The organism is Brevundimonas sp. NIBR10 (assembly GCF_027912515.1).
In the GTDB taxonomy this organism is placed as follows: Bacteria; Pseudomonadota; Alphaproteobacteria; order Caulobacterales; family Caulobacteraceae; genus Brevundimonas.
In genome coordinates this window covers 3,105,940-3,120,820 of record NZ_CP115464.1, presented here as the reverse complement: position 1 = coordinate 3,120,820, position 14,881 = coordinate 3,105,940, and the positions used below count along the sequence as shown (strand labels likewise).

The 14,881-nt window shown below is 66.6% G+C and carries 19 protein-coding genes and 1 other RNA gene; 7 read left to right on the top strand and 13 right to left on the bottom strand.

Annotated features, from left to right (window positions below; genetic code table 11):
* Positions 1-32 precede the first annotated feature (32 nt).
* Positions 33-2,384, bottom strand: coding sequence for a UvrD-helicase domain-containing protein (locus O5K39_RS15310; protein ID WP_271144467.1), 2,352 nt, complete (start codon positions 2,382-2,384; stop codon positions 33-35).
* Positions 2,385-2,591: 207 nt separating this feature from the next.
* On the opposite strand from O5K39_RS15310, the gene O5K39_RS15305 reads away from it, so the two are divergent.
* Positions 2,592-2,798 (top strand): hypothetical protein, encoded by a 207-nt coding sequence (locus tag O5K39_RS15305; protein WP_271144466.1) that lies wholly within the window; start codon positions 2,592-2,594, stop codon positions 2,796-2,798.
* A gap of 4 nt (positions 2,799-2,802) precedes the next feature.
* Here the strand turns inward: O5K39_RS15305 and O5K39_RS15300 are convergent, their stop codons facing one another.
* Positions 2,803-3,522 (bottom strand): SIMPL domain-containing protein, encoded by a 720-nt coding sequence (locus tag O5K39_RS15300; protein ID WP_271144465.1) that lies wholly within the window; start codon positions 3,520-3,522, stop codon positions 2,803-2,805.
* A gap of 82 nt (positions 3,523-3,604) precedes the next feature.
* Positions 3,605-3,820, bottom strand: coding sequence for a ribbon-helix-helix domain-containing protein (locus tag O5K39_RS15295; protein WP_271144464.1), 216 nt, complete (start codon positions 3,818-3,820; stop codon positions 3,605-3,607).
* A gap of 86 nt (positions 3,821-3,906) precedes the next feature.
* Here O5K39_RS15295 and O5K39_RS15290 point away from each other — a divergent pair, with 86 nt between their 5' ends.
* Both O5K39_RS15290 and O5K39_RS15285 read left to right on the top strand, forming a co-directional pair.
* Complete coding sequence (locus O5K39_RS15290) at positions 3,907-4,665, top strand: Coq4 family protein (RefSeq protein WP_271144463.1); 759 nt, start codon at positions 3,907-3,909, stop codon at positions 4,663-4,665.
* A 101-nt stretch (positions 4,666-4,766) separates the two neighbouring features.
* Positions 4,767-5,675, top strand: a complete 909-nt coding sequence (locus O5K39_RS15285; RefSeq protein WP_271144462.1) for an EamA family transporter — start codon at positions 4,767-4,769, stop codon at positions 5,673-5,675.
* A gap of 3 nt (positions 5,676-5,678) precedes the next feature.
* Here the strand turns inward: O5K39_RS15285 and O5K39_RS15280 are convergent, their stop codons facing one another.
* Together O5K39_RS15280 and O5K39_RS15275 are read right to left on the bottom strand one after the other, a co-directional pair.
* On the bottom strand, positions 5,679-5,822 hold the full coding sequence (locus O5K39_RS15280; RefSeq protein WP_271144461.1) for a hypothetical protein: 144 nt from the start codon (positions 5,820-5,822) through the stop codon (positions 5,679-5,681).
* Between the two features lie 29 nt (positions 5,823-5,851).
* Complete coding sequence (locus tag O5K39_RS15275) at positions 5,852-6,028, bottom strand: DUF4169 family protein (protein WP_271144460.1); 177 nt, start codon at positions 6,026-6,028, stop codon at positions 5,852-5,854.
* A 75-nt stretch (positions 6,029-6,103) separates the two neighbouring features.
* Here O5K39_RS15275 and O5K39_RS15270 point away from each other — a divergent pair, with 75 nt between their 5' ends.
* Positions 6,104-6,340, top strand: a complete 237-nt coding sequence (locus O5K39_RS15270) for a DUF2171 domain-containing protein (protein ID WP_271144459.1) — start codon at positions 6,104-6,106, stop codon at positions 6,338-6,340.
* Between the two features lie 47 nt (positions 6,341-6,387).
* Here O5K39_RS15270 and O5K39_RS15265 read toward each other — a convergent pair whose 3' ends face one another.
* The 6 genes from O5K39_RS15265 to miaA all read right to left on the bottom strand — a co-directional run bounded on the left by O5K39_RS15265 (position 6,388) and on the right by miaA (position 9,621).
* Positions 6,388-7,152 (bottom strand): C13 family peptidase, encoded by a 765-nt coding sequence (locus O5K39_RS15265; RefSeq protein ID WP_271144458.1) that lies wholly within the window; start codon positions 7,150-7,152, stop codon positions 6,388-6,390.
* 69 nt (positions 7,153-7,221) lie between these two features.
* The gene (locus O5K39_RS15260; RefSeq protein WP_271144457.1) at positions 7,222-7,710 is read right to left on the bottom strand and encodes a ClpXP protease specificity-enhancing factor SspB; all 489 of its coding nucleotides are present in this window, start codon (positions 7,708-7,710) and stop codon (positions 7,222-7,224) included.
* Between the two features lie 71 nt (positions 7,711-7,781).
* Positions 7,782-8,144, bottom strand: a transfer-messenger RNA (tmRNA) gene (gene ssrA / locus O5K39_RS15255).
* 8 nt (positions 8,145-8,152) lie between these two features.
* On the bottom strand, positions 8,153-8,338 hold the full coding sequence (locus tag O5K39_RS15250) for a hypothetical protein (protein ID WP_271144456.1): 186 nt from the start codon (positions 8,336-8,338) through the stop codon (positions 8,153-8,155).
* 1 nt (position 8,339) lies between these two features.
* Positions 8,340-8,687 carry a glycine zipper 2TM domain-containing protein gene (locus O5K39_RS15245; RefSeq protein WP_271144455.1) on the bottom strand — a complete coding sequence of 116 codons (348 nt, stop codon included), beginning with the start codon at positions 8,685-8,687 and terminating at the stop codon, positions 8,340-8,342.
* A 64-nt stretch (positions 8,688-8,751) separates the two neighbouring features.
* Positions 8,752-9,621 carry a tRNA (adenosine(37)-N6)-dimethylallyltransferase MiaA gene (miaA, locus tag O5K39_RS15240; protein WP_271144454.1) on the bottom strand — a complete coding sequence of 290 codons (870 nt, stop codon included), beginning with the start codon at positions 9,619-9,621 and terminating at the stop codon, positions 8,752-8,754.
* Between the two features lie 68 nt (positions 9,622-9,689).
* On the opposite strand from miaA, the gene O5K39_RS15235 reads away from it, so the two are divergent.
* Positions 9,690-10,763, top strand: coding sequence for an Mrp/NBP35 family ATP-binding protein (locus O5K39_RS15235; protein WP_271144453.1), 1,074 nt, complete (start codon positions 9,690-9,692; stop codon positions 10,761-10,763).
* A gap of 655 nt (positions 10,764-11,418) precedes the next feature.
* Here O5K39_RS15235 and O5K39_RS15230 read toward each other — a convergent pair.
* Complete coding sequence (locus tag O5K39_RS15230) at positions 11,419-11,895, bottom strand: MarR family transcriptional regulator (protein ID WP_271144452.1); 477 nt, start codon at positions 11,893-11,895, stop codon at positions 11,419-11,421.
* An 83-nt stretch (positions 11,896-11,978) separates the two neighbouring features.
* The gene (locus O5K39_RS15225) at positions 11,979-12,485 is read right to left on the bottom strand and encodes a MarR family transcriptional regulator (protein ID WP_271144451.1); all 507 of its coding nucleotides are present in this window, start codon (positions 12,483-12,485) and stop codon (positions 11,979-11,981) included.
* A 55-nt stretch (positions 12,486-12,540) separates the two neighbouring features.
* Between O5K39_RS15225 and O5K39_RS15220 the strand changes: the two genes are divergently transcribed.
* Positions 12,541-13,977, top strand: a complete 1,437-nt coding sequence (locus O5K39_RS15220) for an aldehyde dehydrogenase (RefSeq protein WP_271144450.1) — start codon at positions 12,541-12,543, stop codon at positions 13,975-13,977.
* Positions 13,978-14,045: 68 nt separating this feature from the next.
* On the top strand, positions 14,046-14,876 hold the full coding sequence (locus O5K39_RS15215; protein WP_271144449.1) for a p-hydroxycinnamoyl CoA hydratase/lyase: 831 nt from the start codon (positions 14,046-14,048) through the stop codon (positions 14,874-14,876).
* Positions 14,877-14,881 lie beyond the last annotated feature (5 nt).

Below are 14,881 nucleotides of genomic sequence, written 5' to 3'. Positions count from 1 at the left end.
AAAGGAGCACCGGTTCAAACTCGAGCCCGATCTCAGGTGTCCGCCTTCTCCACGAACGTATCGATGACCCGCTTTTCCCCCGCCTTCTCGAAGTCGATCAGCAGCTTGTTGCCCTCGATGACCCGCACCGCGCCGTAACCGAACTTCTGGTGGAAAACCCGCTCCCCCTTGGCCCAGCCGGCGCCGGCCTTGGGATCGGCGGTGGCGACCAGGCGGCCTTCGCCTTCGATGACGGTGTGGCGGGCGTGCGCCGCCCTCGGCGTCTGGGTGGCGGTGAACGACTGGGCCCGTTTCCAGCCCGGTGAGGAATAGCCCGAACCGAACGACGGCGCGTCGTCCCAGCGGCTCTTGGCCTCCTTCATCCCGGTGGAGGCACCGTAGTATCCAGTGTCGCTCTCGGCCTCCACATTGGCGATGGGCAGTTCGTCGACGAAGCGGCTGGGCAGTTGCGAGGTCCAGCGGCCATAGACCAGCCGGTTGGCGGCAAACGAAATCCGCGCGTCCCGTTTCGCCCGCGTCACGCCCACATAGGCAAGCCGCCGCTCCTCCTCGAGCCCCTTCTCGCCCTTCTCATCGATCGACCGCTGGGAGGGGAAAACCCCTTCTTCCCAGCCCGGAAGGAAGACCAGAGGGAACTCCAGCCCCTTGGCCCCGTGCAGGGTCATGATCTGCACCGCGTCATCCCCGGCCCCGCGATCCAGATCCATGACCAGCGAGACGTGCTCCAGATAGGCCTGCAGCGTCTCGTACTGCTGCATCGCCTGGGTCAGTTCCTTCAGGTTATCCAGACGCCCCTGACCGGTCGTCCGGTCGGCCTTCTGCATGTCGGTATAGCCGCTCTCTTCCAGGATGGTCTCGGTCAGCTCCCAGTGGCGGGTGTCGGCGGCCAGCGCCCGCCAGCGGTCCATGTCGCGCACGAAGGTCGACAGCGCCGTGCGCGTCCGGGCCTGAAGCTCGTCGGACGTGATCAGGTCGCGCACCGCCGTCATGGCCGAGACCTGGCGGTGGCGCGCCACCGACAGGATCTTCTGAACCGAGGTGTCGCCGATCCCCCGCTTGGGCACATTGACGATCCGTTCGAAGGCCAGGTCGTCGTCCTCGGACTGGATCAGCCGCAGATAGGCGTGGGCGTCCCGGATCTCGGCCCGCTCGAAGAAGCGCGGGCCGCCAATCACAACATAGGGGATGGCCAGCATGACGAACCGTTCCTCGAACGCCCGCATCTGAAACGACGCGCGAACAAGGACGGCCATGTCCTTGTATTTCATGCCCGGTTCGCCCGCGTGGGGCCGCCGCGCCGTCTCGATCTCGTCGGCGATCAGCCGGCTCTCGGCCTCACCGTCCCAGACGCCGCGCACCCTGACCTTGTCGCCCGACTGATCCTCGGTCCACAGGGTCTTGCCCAGCCGGTCGCGGTTGGCCGCGATCAGCCCCGACGCCGCCCCCAGGATATGCGAGGTCGAGCGGTAATTGCGCTCCAGCTTGACGATCTTCGCGCCCGGAAAATCCCGCTCGAACCGCAGGATGTTGTCCACCTCGGCCCCCCGCCAGCCATAGATCGACTGATCGTCGTCGCCGACGCAGCACACATTGCCGGTCGAGGCCGTCAGCAGTCTCAGCCACAGATACTGGGCGACATTGGTATCCTGATACTCGTCCACCAGAATGTAGCGGAACCGCCGTCGGTATTCCTCCGCGATATCAGCGTGCTTCGACAGAATTGTCAAGTTGTGCAGCAACAGGTCGCCGAAGTCGCAGGCGTTCAGTGTGGCCAACCGGGCCTGATAGGCGGCGTACAGGATCTGCCCCTTGCCGTTGGCGAAATCCTCGGTGCTCGGCAGCTTCTCCGGCGTCCAGCCCCGGTTCTTCCAGTGGTCGATCAGGCCGCTCAGCGACTTGGGCGTCCACCGCTTGGTGTCGATGTTGGCGGCCTCCAGCAGTTGCTTCAGCAGCCGCTCCTGATCGTCGGTGTCCAGGATGGTGAAGCTGGACTTCAGCCCGACCAGTTCGGCGTGCCGCCTCAGGATCTGCGCCGCGACGGAGTGAAACGTCCCCAGCCAGCGCAACCCCTCCGCCGACGGTCCGATCAGATGGGTGATCCGCTCGCGCATCTCGCGCGCGGCCTTGTTGGTGAAGGTGACGACCAGCAGTTCCCACGGCCGCGCCTTCCCCGTCGCCAGGATGTGCGCCAGCCGCGTGGTCAGCACCCGCGTTTTGCCCGTGCCGGCGCCGGCCAGGACCAGCACCGGCCCCTCCGTCGTCTCGACCGCCAGCCGCTGTTCGGGATTCAGCCCGGCCAGATAGTCGGGCAGTTCGGCCACGCCACCGGGCCCGCGCGAACGGGCCAGGTCGGAGATGCGGGGGGCGGGCACGGAATCGGTCAAGGTCGGCAACGCTCTCGGGCCGGCTGACGCGCCGGCGGAATCGGGGAGAACATATGTAGCACACCGGCGAACGCCAGCGACGCGGTTCGCATCGGCGTTCATCGGCGCGTTCATCGGCCTGAACGTCTTGAGACCCGCTCGCAGGGAACCGTGACTGTACCGTCCCGTTCACAGCCCAGCGTTCAAAGGGCTTTGGGAGATACCACAATGGCTGAAGGCAACACCGGAAACACCTCGGGCGGCGGCAACATGGGCCTGGCCTTCATCGTCGGCGGCCTCCTGGTCGTCGTGGTGATCATCGCCTTCTTCGTCTTCGGACGCGGCGGCATGCCGGACACGACCAAGGACATCAACGTCGACGTCAACCTGCCCAAGGTCGAGGCGCCGTCGGTGCCGACGCCGCCGTCGACCTGATCGCCTATTTCAGGCGATAGCTGACCGTCGCCACGACCCGCACCCGCTTGTCCAGCGAGGTCGATTCGGAATCCACGTCTTCGCGGGCCAGGATCTCGAACGACCCCTGGGTCGCCTGGGAAATGCCGCCCAGACTCGTCTTGGCGTCCTTGGCGAACTGTTCGGCGCCGGTGCGGGCGGATGCGGTGGCCTCGGCGATCATCGCCGGCCGGACTTCGTTCAGCTTGGTGAAGACATAGGTCGGGGCGGTGAAGTCCAGCACCACGCCCTCGCGGACCAGATCGTTCAGCGCCCGCTCGGTCTGGGCCACCCGCCGCACGTCATTGGTCCGCACCGTCACCGTCTGGGCCAGGATGTAGTGGGGCGCGTTCTCGGACGAGACATATTCGCGGGCCTTGGTGTCCGTGACCTCCAGACGACCGATGGTCACCACATCGTCGGGATAGCCTTGAGATTTCAGGAAGGCGCGCACCCTGGCCAGATCGCCGTCGATCTTGGCCTGGGTCTCCGTCAGCTCCTCGCCCGCGCCGGTGAAGCGCAGCGACAGGATGGCCAGGTCGGCGGTGACGCCACGCTCGGCCAGACCCCGCACCGTGACCTGACGATCGCCGACCTGGGCGTTGACCACCCCATTGCCGATGAAGGCCCCGGCCCCCAGCAGGCCGACGGCGATCAGCCCGCCGAAGATGGCGGCCGGTGCCCAGGATTTTTCCAGAAAGCTCATGACGTTTCCCCCGAAATTTGAACGGGGTAGCCCGCTTTAATGGACCCCGATTGCGCGAACAATGCGCCGCCCCAAGCGATTGTCAAACGGTGTTTTTTTCCGCCGTCCAGCTCAACGCCAGCACCCGGCAGGCCGAGGCCAGCGGCCGGCGTCCACGGGTCTGATCGATCCAGGCCAGCAACCCGGCCTGGCTCAGTTCGCGCTCCGCCGCGATGGCGTCCAGCACCGCCCAGAACTCGGGTTCTAGCGCGACCGAGGTGGCATGACCCGACAAGGAGACCGACCGCTTTTTCAGCATCCCTGCCTCCGATTGCGACGACTTGAACCCATATTAACGCCGATCAGTCTCATGTATGTTGTGTTTGATCCCACGGGGACGATCCCATGACCACCGTCGAATTCTCGGATGATTTCGGTCGGGTGCGGCCACAGAAGCTGCGTCCGCTCAAGGCGCTCGCCGCCTTCCGCCGCCTGATCCGCGACAAGGAGGACACCGCTCAGGTGTTCGAGATCATGCGCGCCCTCAGCGGCCGCTCGATCGCCCGGGGCTATGCGCGGATGCTGGCCTCGATCGAGGGCGGTCGCCAGGCTTTCCTACGCGACGAGCTGGCACTGAAACTCGACGATCCGGTCTGGCTTGCGGCCTTCGCGCCCGGCACGGTCGGTGCCGCCTATCGCGAGTTCCGCGAGACGAGGGGCTTCACGGCCGACGGCCTGGCCGAGGTCGAACGCGAGGTCATTCCCTTCACCGACGCGCCGCATCCGCACCTCTGGTATTCGCGCCGCCTGCGCGACGTGCATGACATCTGGCACGTGCTGACGGGGTACGGCACGGATGCGCTGGGCGAGGCGTGCGTAGTCTCCTTCTCCTACGGCCAGACGCAAAATCTCGGCTTCGGATTCATCGGCTGGGGCGCCGCGCGCGAGATCCACCGCGAGAACGCCTCCATCCCGGCCCGCAAGGCGGTGCTTCAGGCCTGGCGGCACGGCCGCGCCGCGCGCTGGCTCCCGGCCTTGGACTACGAGGCCCTGTTCGCCGAACCGCTGGTGGCTGCACGCTCCCGCCTCGGCCTGCGTCCCGCCACGGTCTATGCCGCCGTGCCCCAGGAAACCCTGCTGGCCCTCAAGCTGCGCGCCGCCTGATCTGACATAAGCCGCACTGATGTCGGCGCGGCGACATTGACGGTTGCATCGCGGTCCAGCGACGTTCATCGGCTGGGTCCAGCCGTCCCGAGACCTCCCCCGTGTCCCTGACCTTCAAACCCTCTCCCATGGCCGTCGCCGTGGCCAGCGTCGTCGTCTGCGCCCTGATCTGGGGCACGACCTGGTATGCGATCACGTTTCAGCTCGGGGTCGTCGATCCGATCGCCTCGATCGTCTGGCGCTTCGGCCTGGCCTCGATCGTCCTGTTCGCGATGGCCAAGGCGACCGGACAGTCGATCCGGCTGTCGCGGTTCCAGCACCTGTGCGCCGCGGCCCAGGGCATACTGGCCTTCGGGGCCAGCTACGCCCTGGTCTATGAGGCCGAGATGCGCGTCGCCTCGGCCATCGTCGCCGTCGCCTTCGCCAGCATGGCCCTGATGAACCTGATCATGTTCCGCGTGGTCGAGCGCCAGACCGCCGCGCGGCCCGTCTGGATCGGCGCCGGTCTTGGGGCCGTCGGTGTCGTGGTCATCTCGGCGGGTGAACTGATCGGCGCGGACCTGGGTCCCGTCGGCATGGTCGGCATCGCCATGGCCCTGGGTGCCTCGGTCGCTTCGACCGCCGGAAACTATTTCGCCTGGAAGGGGCAGGGCAGGGGCACGAACGTCCTGCCGGGCACGGCCTGGGCCATGGCCTACGGCGTCGCCGGTCTGGCGCTGGTCGGACTGCTGACCGGGGTGCATTGGACGATCGACCTCAGCCCGGCCTACATCGGCTCGCTGCTGTACCTGTCCGTGTTCGGTTCGGTCGTGGCGTTCGGCCTGTACCTGAACCTCGGCCGCTCGCACGGCTATACATTGGCCAGCTACATCGGGGCCCTGACCCCGGTCATCGCCACGGTGATCTCCCTCGTTTTCGAGGGCGCGCGGTTTCAGTGGACGGTGCTGGCCGGTCTGATCCTGGTCATCGCGGGCCAGGTCCTGGTCATCCGCGCACCGAAGGCGCCCTGAGCCTCAGCGGAACCAGCCGCGCCTCATTTTCGGCGGCGTGACAGGCGCGACGGCCCCGCCCTTGGTGGCCCCGTCCTTGGCGACGCGGCGCGCCTGCTCGGCCCTGGCCCGCCGGAAGGCGAGCAGGGCGATCAGCCCCAGGTTCATCTTCTGATTTCGGGACCAGCCACCCACGCTCAGTCCTCCCGCTTGGCGCCGTCGAGCAGGCGCGCCGCCCGGTCGCGCTCGGCCTCCGCCTTCTGACGATCGGCTTTGGTCCGGCCGTGCGCGGCGCGATTGGCCACGGCGACCGCCTTGTCCGCAGCCTTGTCGCGCGCCTTCCTGGCCCGGTTCAGATTGACGATCTCGCCCATTGTTCAAGCTCCGCCGTGAACCCCGATCCCCTTACCGCGTTGAAAGTCCACGCCATCAGGACAGGAGACACCCCCATGGTAGACGCCTCGCTCATCAAGGAACACCTCGAAGTCGTCGGCTCCGACGGCGGCCATGTCGGCCGCGTCGATCACGTCCACGGCGACACCATCGAACTGGCCAAGCTCGACTTCGCCGGCGGCTTCAAACACCACATGATTCCCGTCAGCTGGGTCGATCACGTCGACGAACACGTCCACCTCAACGTCACCGAAGACGACGCCAAGGCCCGCTGGAGCGAAAAGCCCCACTGACGCTGTTCTGACCCTTGAAGGCCCCGCCCATCCGGCGGGGTCTTTTGCTATCCGGGCGGATGCTCGAACCGCACCGTCGGCAGCAGGAACTGCATGTTCGCCCCGATCGAGACCTGGGGCTCCGACCCCGGCGACAGCCCTTCCGCCTCCTCGCGCCGCTTGACGCACCCCCGCGCCGCGTTGGCCAGGGCGATGAAGTCCGACGCCGTCTTCAGCCCCTCGATCACGCAGCCGTCGAAATAGGGATAGGTCGCGTCCTCGCTGCACCCGAACGACGACCGGTCCCGCCTCGCCGCCGTCATCACCATCCGGTTCGGCCCGGCCAGGGCGTCCACGAAGATGCCGGAAAAGCAGGCCGAGACCACCACCACCGTCGGCCGCGCCTCGCACAACTGTCGCACCAGGGTCGCCATGGCCGTCGGGTTCAGCGTCCGGTCCGCGCCGAACACCATCCCCTCCGGTGAGCCGTGAGAGGTAAAATACAGCAGGCATCCGCCCGTCGCCCCGGCCGCGACCTGTGCCACGCCCTGGATCGCTTCGGTCGCCGTCACAGGCTCGGCCACGTCGGGTCTCAGGGTCGCGTCATACAGGCGGTCGCGCTGCAAACCCGCCGCCAGCAGTCCGGCCGTCAGGTCGCGCCGCGCATTGTCGAAGGCCTGGATCGGCTCGCCGCCACTGGTCCGCCAGTCCGCAGCGATCACCGCACCCGACCAATCCGATAACCGGCTCTGGGCGACGGCAGGGGCCCCGGCCGCCATCACCACGCCGAAGGCCAGCAGGGCCGTCCACGCTCGCCGGCTCGATCCCGTCATCACCGCCCCCGCACCTCTGCGCAGACCAGCTTATCCGGATCGGCGCATCGGAAAAGACCGCTGTGACGGCTATTTCTTGCGGAATTGGTCCAGCGACACGACTTTGGGGCCGTCACCGTCGCCCGACGGCCGGGGTTCGGTCGGCTTGGGGGCCTCGGTCAGGGTCAGGACCGGCTCGGCCGGCGTTTCGGGCGGCTCGAACTGCAGCAGGAACTTCACGCTGGGGTCATAGAACCGAGTCACGGCCGTATAGGGCACGGTCAGCACCTTGGGCATCCCGCCGAACTTCAGCATGACCGAGAACAGGTCCGGCTCGACCGCCAGGTCCCAGTACTGGTGTTGCAGCACGATGGTCATTTCGTCGGGGTATTTGGCGATGACGTCGGGCGGCACGCTGACGCCCTTCGCCCGGGTCTTGAAGGTGATGTAGAAATGGTGCTCGCCGGGGATGCCGCTGGGGCTCTGCGCCCGCTCCAGCGCCAGGCGGACCACGCCGCGCAGCGCATCCTGCGCCAGCGCGTCATAGTTCATCTCGTCGACCGGGGTCTGTTCCGCCATCTGATCCTCAAGGTCTGCGAGCGCGACTGATAGCGGCGCGAGGCAGTCTGCGAAAGTCGCGATGTGAGGAAAGTGCCGGAGGTTCTGTTGGCAGGCCCTCCGGCGGCCCCGCCTGAGGATCTGAACCCTCAGGACTTAAGATTCGAAATCAACCGAACCGCATTACGCGGCGAGGCGGACTTCTCCAGCGAAGTTATCGTTCGCAGTTAGAAAATGGCCCGATACGGTGGGCCAGGACGAGCGAAAGCAGTCTTCTTTACACGTCCGTCGATGCTAGTCGGCCCCGCATCTCCCCCGAAAACGAGGAGCGATTGGTGGAGCCGCCGGGAATCGCACCCGGGTCCGGTCCGCTTATTACAAGCGCGTTTATCGCCATATCCGGAGCAAGCCCCGGCACGACCTATATAGGCGCTTGCGCCCCCGGTTCCAAGGGGCACCGCGATCAGCCCCCGCCGGTCCGTCCCGTCGCCTTGCCCGTGCCCTCGCAGACGGGGCAGGTTTCGCCGGTCGTCAGCGATCCCACGCCTTCGCATTCGGGACACAGGGTCGCGTCGTGATGCTGGCCGAACGCCGGGTCGGCCGGGTCGCCGGGCGTCAGGCCGTGATCGTCGATCTCGTGCTCGTTCATCCTACCAGCGCCTTCCGTTTTCCTGCCAGAAGACGCGTTCGCGTCCATATCGGCCGTCGCGATTGTACCCGCCGAAGCCATAACCGCAGGGATCGTCCTCGGCTGACAGTTCACGCCCCAACAACCCGCCGATCGCCGCGCCGATCGCCGCCCCGCGCTCCCGGTCGCCGGGCCCGGCTATGGCCGCCCCGGCCGCCGCGCCCAGCAGGGCTCCCGACGCCGTTGCCCGGTCCCGGTTGTAGGCATAGTCGCGCTCGCACGCCGACGCATAACCGTCCGTCGTCGCGCACCCGGCACTGGCCAGGCCTCCGACCACCAAGACCGCCACTGCCAAAAATCGCTTCTTCATCGAACCCTCCACCAACCCCTGTCTGTAGCAAACACCTGCGGGGTCTGTGTCGTTCCGGCGCGTCTCAGGCCCGGGGCCAGTCCGGCGTTTGGTTCCTGAACCAGGTCAGCTGGCGCTTGGCATAGTTCCGCGTCGCCTGACGCGCGGCGGTCATGGCCTGATCCAGCGTCGTCTCACCCTTCAGATGGCCTGCGAACTCCCGCACACCCACCGCCTTCATCGCGGGCAGGGCAGGGTCGAGGCTCCGCGCCACAAGCGCCCGCACCTCCTCCAGCGCGCCCTGTTCGACCATAAGCCCGACCCGCGCGTCGCAGCGGGCATAGAGATCCGGCCGCTCTGGCTCGACCACAATCCGGTCATAGGTCTCGCGCGCCAGCAGCGGATGGGTGGACGCCTGCCAGTCCGACAGCGACCGAGTCGTCGCCCGCCCGACGGCCCAGGCCCGGGTCAACCGTTGCCGGTCCCCCGGCGCGATGGCGGCCTCGGCGGGCGGATCCAGCGCGGTCAGTCTCAGCCGGAACGCAGCCTCCCCCTCGGTGTCATACAGCGCCATCGCCTCCTCGCGCGCGGCAGCGGGCACCTCGGGGATGTCGGCCAGCCCCTTGGTCAGGGCGGTGAAATACAGGCCCGTCCCGCCGACGATCAGCGCCGGCCGCTTCTGTGTCTTCAACTCGGCCAGGATCTCCAGCACGGCCCGTGACCAGCGCCCGACCGACCAGGCGTCGGCCGCGTCGGCCACTCCGTACAGCCGGTGCTCAGCCGCCGCCTCGTCTTCGACCGAGGGCCTTGCGCTCAGCACCCTCAGATCGGCGTACAGCTGCTGGCTGTCGGCGTTGATGATGACCGCGCCTGTTCGGGCGGCCATGTCGAGCGCCAGCCGCGACTTGCCCGAGGCGGTCGGGCCGGCGATCAATGTGATCTGGCGATCGGGCAAATGCGTACTCGCGGGCGGTCTGTGCGGGCGATAGAAGTCCCCGACCCCGCCTGCAAGCCTGAGTGCGCATGACCGACCCCGCCCCCCTGACCAAAGACGCCGTCGTCGCTGTCCTTGACGCCATCCCCGATCCGAAATCTGGCCGGGGTCTGGTCGCGTCGGGCGTGGCACAGGGTCTGACCGTCGCCGCCGACCGCGCCGGCTTCGTGATCGAGGTCGCCCCCTCCGACACCGCCCTCTATGCCCCCGTCAGGGACGCCGCCGAGGCCGCGCTCAGGGCCATGCCCGGCATGACCAGGGTCTCGGTCATCCTGACCGCCGAGTCCGCGCCCGCCGCGCGCCCACGACGCGGTGCCGGCCTGTCGCCCGCCGCCGTCGAACAGGGCCGGCCCCGGGCCCCCGTCCCGACTGACCGCCCCGCCCACGTCCGCCGCGTCATCGCCGTGGCCAGCGGCAAGGGCGGCGTCGGCAAGTCCACCGTCGCGGTCAACCTGGCCTGCGCCCTGGCCGCGCGGGGACTGAGCGTCGGCATCCTCGACGCCGACGTCCACGGCCCGTCCATCCCGACCATGCTCGCCCTGTCGGGAAAGCCCGACTACGTCGACGGCATGATCGAACCGCATCTGGCCCATGGCCTGAAGGCCATGTCCGTCGGCTTCCTGACCAAGGCCGACGACGCCATGATCTGGCGCGGCCCCATGGCCTCCCAGGCCCTGACCCAGATGCTGACCCAGACCCGCTGGGGAACGGAGCACGCGCCGCTGGACATCCTGGTCGTCGACATGCCCCCCGGCACCGGCGACATCCAGCTGACCCTGATCCAGAAGACCCCCCTGGACGGCGTCGTCATCGTCTCCACCCCGCAAGAGGTCGCCCTCGCCGATGCCCGCCGCGCCCACACCCTGTTCACCAAGGTCGGCGTCCCGACGCTGGGCCTGATCGAGAACATGTCCGGCGATGTTTTCGGTCGCGGCGGGGCCGAGGCCGAGGCCGCGCGCCTGAACATCCCCTACCTCGGCGACCTGCCGCTCGCCGCTTCGGTGCGACAGGGCGGGGATGCGGGCGTGCCGGTGGTCGTCGCCGATCCCGACGGTGAGGCGGCCTCGCGGTTCGCGGCAATCGCAAAGGTCGTCGCGGCCTGAACTCACCTCTCCGTTCGCGCCGGTGTTCAGCCCGGCGAGATAGCTGACGTGTGTTCGGGGACATGGCTGACGGTTTCTGGGTCGATCGAGTTTATTGCCCGTTCCCCCGGCACCGCCGCCTCGACCTGGGGCGGCGTTCGCCTTGCGTTGCGGTCCGGACTCTTTTGGCCCGGTAGCCGATGATGGCTGTGATGAGGACGCCGGAGAGGAACCTGGTGGCGAGCTTGTCGTATCGCGCAGCGAAGCGGCGATATTCCTTCTATCTGGCCCAAGAGGACCGAGGTCGTGTCGATCGCCGCCGAGGAGTGGATTCCGTTATGGCCGGTCAGGACTTTGAAGATGCCATGCCAGACGCCGTCCCGCCTCCACAGATGAAGCGGCTGTCGACTGTCGTGTACGACCCGTACTCCGCCGGGCAGTTACGCCAGCGCGCACCCGATTGAAGCATTTGGACAATCCCGGAGATGACCCGGTGACCATCCACTCTCCGAGTCCCCCGACGGCCACGCGGCAAGTGTGGCTTGATCCGAATCAGACCGAACTTGCTCCGCTGACGCCATTAAGTATGGACCCTGGAATTGGGCATGCCGGCACGCTGGTTAAGCGGCTTTGACAGCATAATCAGTTTGGGCTGACAATGCTCGCGAGGCGATACTCAGCCGTAGATGCGACCCAGCAGGTCGATCAGACTCTTTAGCTCCTCGGCCGTGAACCGTTCCGAGAACTTCAACTCGTGCTCGCGTGACAGCTTCTTGACCTGCACCAGCAGCTTCTGTCCCTCAGGCGTAAGGTACAGCTCGTGGCGGCGGCGATCGACCGTCGAACGTTGGCGCACGACCAGGGTGCGGCCCTCCAGCCGATCGATGATGGCCATGGTCGTGGCCCGGTCCATCCGCAGCGCGCCGCCGATACCGATCTGCGACGTGCCAGGATTGGCCCCCACCAGCCAAAGGGCTCCCGCCTGCTTTTGGGTCAGGTCGATGGAAGCTAGGGTCTCGATCAGGCGGCGATGCATTGTCCCCTGGGCCTGCCGGACATGAAACCCCAATACCTCGTCCAGCCCATCGAAGTTTAGAACGGCGTTGGCACTGCCGATTTCCTCGGTCAGTGGAGCAAGGGTCTTGGTCTTCATCGTGACGCGGGTCCGGGTTGACGGGAGAAGGTGCCAGGGTGGACGAACAACCCCGTCCACAAGACTGTATTAGCCACTTACGATCACAGAGGCGAGCCTTGGAGGTGGCCTGGCTGTTTGGGTCGCAGCGACTGCAACAGGCCGACGATGGCGGCACGTTCCACGGCAGTCATGCGGTGCAACAGATGCATTTCGTTCGCCGTGACATGTTCCCACGCACGCTCGGCCAGGTTTGCGCCTGCATTGGTCAAGCTCAGGCCGTGTGACCGGCCGTCGATCTGGTCCCGCTTGATCAGCCCACGTGCCGCAAAAGTCGCTGTTATCGGGGCCAGGTTGGCGCGCTGGATGACCAGCGCCTTGCCAAGCTCGGTTTGAGTTACGCCGGGGTTGGCCTGGATCATCAGCAGGACCGAAAGATTGGTCATGGTCAGCGACAGGCCTGCGAGACGCTCGCCCAGATCGGCCGTGACCAGCACCGACGCCTGCCGCAGCTGGAAGGCCATGAGCCCTTGAAATGGTTGCTCAAGCGTCCTTGGCGCGGCTTTTTCGCTTTTCATCCTGTCACCATGAACAGAGTACTTGAGCCGCACAACCGATATTGCTAGGAACCATAACTATAAGAACACAAACCGTTAGGGTGGCCTCATGTCTCTGTCCAATCAGACTCTCGTTCGCCCGTCCGGCGCAACCTTCCAGCGGCTGAGCCCCATGACTGGGCAGGTGGCTAGCGAGGCTCCTGCGGCGTCCGTCGCCGATGCGTCGGCGGCGGTGGATGCCGCTCAGGCCGCCTTGTCGGCATGGAGCAGTATGGGCCCCAACGAGCGTCGCGCGATGCTGCACAAGGCTGCGGTCGCGCTGGAATCCAAGGCCGATGCCTTCGTTGAGGCGATGCAGAACGAGATCGGCGCGACGGAGGGCTGGGCCCGGTTTAACCTCATGCTTGCCGCGGGCATGGTCCGCGAGGCGGCCGCGCTGACAACCCAGATCGGCGGCGAAGTGATTCCGTCCGACAAGCCCGGCTGTATCGCCATGGCGCTGCGTGAACCGGCCGGGGTCGTCCTGGGAATCGCGCCCTGGAATGCGCCGATCATCCTTGGCGTGCGGGCGATCGCCGTGCCGCTGGCGTGCGGCAACACCGTCGTGCTGAAGGCCTCGGAGACCTGCCCGCGCACCCACTCCCTGATCGTGGAGGCCTTCGCCGATGCGGGCTTCCCCGCGGGCGTCGTCAATGTGGTCACGAATGCTCCCGCCGACGCCGGCGAGGTGGTCGGAGCGCTGATCGATCATCCGGCCGTGCGACGCATTAACTTCACGGGATCGACCGCCGTCGGTCGGATTGTGGCCAAACGGGCCGCCGAACACTTGAAGCCCGTGTTGCTGGAGCTGGGCGGCAAGGCTCCGTTCGTGATCCTGGACGATGCGGACCTGGACGAGGCGGTCAAGGCGGCCGCCTTCGGGGCCTTCATGAACCAGGGCCAGATCTGCATGTCGACCGAGCGGATCATCGTCGTCGATGCCGTAGCCGATGTCTTCATCGAGAAGTTTGGGGCCAAGGTCGCGACCATGGCGGTCGGTGATCCCCGCGAGGGCAAGACGCCCCTGGGCGCCGTCGTCGATCTGAAAACCGTCCAGCATGTCGAGGGCCTGGTGGCCGACGCACTGGCCGCCGGCGCGGTCAGCGTGACTGGAGGACCCTCGACCGGAGTGCTGATGCCGGCCACAGTCGTCGATCGGGTTACCCCGTCCATGCGGCTGTTCAGCGAGGAGAGCTTCGGGCCTGTAGTCGCCGTAACCCGCGCCCGCGATGAGGCCCACGCCGTCGAACTGGCCAACGACACGGAATACGGCCTGTCGGCTTCGGTCTTCACGCGCGACATCGCGAGGGGGCTGAAAATCGCCAAACAGATCAAGTCGGGCATCTGTCATGTCAACGGCCCGACCGTTCACGACGAGGCCCAAATGCCGTTCGGTGGAACCAAGGGCTCAGGCTACGGCCGGTTTGGAGGCAAGGCCGGAATCGACGCATTCACAGAGTTGCGCTGGATCACGATCGAGACTCAGCCGGGCCACTATCCCATCTGATCGGCCGCTCACTCGCCGACTTAATCAATAATACGACTGCGTCGACACGACGCCACGGGGACAAGACCATGACCGACGATCCGAACGTTGCCACCTACCAGATCGAAGACGGGATCGCTTGGGTCAGCTTCAATCGGCCTGACAAGCGCAACTGCATGTCGCCCAACCTGAACCGTCGCATGGGCGAGATCCTGGACGAACTGGAATACCGCACCGACTTTGGCGTGCTGGTGCTGAAGGGCGAGGGCACGGCCTGGTCGGCGGGCATGGATTTGAAGGAGTATTTCCGCGAGACCGAGGCCAAGGGTATCGGGGCAACTCGTCAGGCCCAGCGCGAGGCCTATGGGTGGTGGCGTCGCCTGCGCTGGTACAACAAGCCGACGATCGCCATGGTCAATGGCTGGTGCTTCGGCGGCGGGTATGGCCCGCTGTATTCCTGCGATCTGGCCATCGCGGCCGACGAGGCCCAGTTCGCCCTGTCCGAGATCAACTGGGGCATCCTGCCTGGTGGTGGCGCGACAAAGGTCGTCGTCGATCTGATGCCGATGCGCGACGCCATGTACCATGCAATGACCGGCGAACTGATCGACGGCAAGAAGGCCTCGGAATGGCGTCTGGTCAACGAGAGCGTGCCGCTCGCCTCGCTGGAGACCCGCGTGCGCGAGCTCGCCGCCATCCTGCTGAAGAAGAATCCCGTGGCCCTCAAGGCAACCAAGGACGCCGTCCGCCGGGTCAAGGAGATGACCTACGACAACGCCGAGGACTATCTGATCCGGGCGCAGGAGGCGGCGAACTCCTACGACAACGAGGGCCGCAAGGAAGGCATCAAGCAGTTCATCGACGACAAGAGCTACAAGCCCGGCCTCGGGGCCTATGAGCTGAAGCAGAAGTCGGCCTGATCGGG

What these genes read in the sequence shown, in the direction of transcription:
- O5K39_RS15305 (WP_271144466.1), top strand. Translation starts at nt 2,592, where the DNA reads ATGGCTGAAGGCAACACCGGAAACACCTCGGGCGGCGGCAACATGGGC.
- O5K39_RS15300 (WP_271144465.1), bottom strand. Translation starts at nt 3,522, where the DNA reads ATGAGCTTTCTGGAAAAATCCTGGGCACCGGCCGCCATCTTCGGCGGG.
- O5K39_RS15295 (WP_271144464.1), bottom strand. Translation starts at nt 3,820, where the DNA reads ATGCTGAAAAAGCGGTCGGTCTCCTTGTCGGGTCATGCCACCTCGGTC.
- O5K39_RS15290 (WP_271144463.1), top strand. Translation starts at nt 3,907, where the DNA reads ATGACCACCGTCGAATTCTCGGATGATTTCGGTCGGGTGCGGCCACAG.
- O5K39_RS15280 (WP_271144461.1), bottom strand. Translation starts at nt 5,822, where the DNA reads ATGAACCTGGGGCTGATCGCCCTGCTCGCCTTCCGGCGGGCCAGGGCC.
- O5K39_RS15275 (WP_271144460.1), bottom strand. Translation starts at nt 6,028, where the DNA reads ATGGGCGAGATCGTCAATCTGAACCGGGCCAGGAAGGCGCGCGACAAG.
- O5K39_RS15270 (WP_271144459.1), top strand. Translation starts at nt 6,104, where the DNA reads ATGGTAGACGCCTCGCTCATCAAGGAACACCTCGAAGTCGTCGGCTCC.
- O5K39_RS15265 (WP_271144458.1), bottom strand. Translation starts at nt 7,152, where the DNA reads ATGACGGGATCGAGCCGGCGAGCGTGGACGGCCCTGCTGGCCTTCGGC.
- O5K39_RS15260 (WP_271144457.1), bottom strand. Translation starts at nt 7,710, where the DNA reads ATGGCGGAACAGACCCCGGTCGACGAGATGAACTATGACGCGCTGGCG.
- O5K39_RS15250 (WP_271144456.1), bottom strand. Translation starts at nt 8,338, where the DNA reads ATGAACGAGCACGAGATCGACGATCACGGCCTGACGCCCGGCGACCCG.
- O5K39_RS15245 (WP_271144455.1), bottom strand. Translation starts at nt 8,687, where the DNA reads ATGAAGAAGCGATTTTTGGCAGTGGCGGTCTTGGTGGTCGGAGGCCTG.
- O5K39_RS15235 (WP_271144453.1), top strand. Translation starts at nt 9,690, where the DNA reads ATGACCGACCCCGCCCCCCTGACCAAAGACGCCGTCGTCGCTGTCCTT.
- O5K39_RS15230 (WP_271144452.1), bottom strand. Translation starts at nt 11,895, where the DNA reads ATGAAGACCAAGACCCTTGCTCCACTGACCGAGGAAATCGGCAGTGCC.
- O5K39_RS15220 (WP_271144450.1), top strand. Translation starts at nt 12,541, where the DNA reads ATGTCTCTGTCCAATCAGACTCTCGTTCGCCCGTCCGGCGCAACCTTC.
- O5K39_RS15215 (WP_271144449.1), top strand. Translation starts at nt 14,046, where the DNA reads ATGACCGACGATCCGAACGTTGCCACCTACCAGATCGAAGACGGGATC.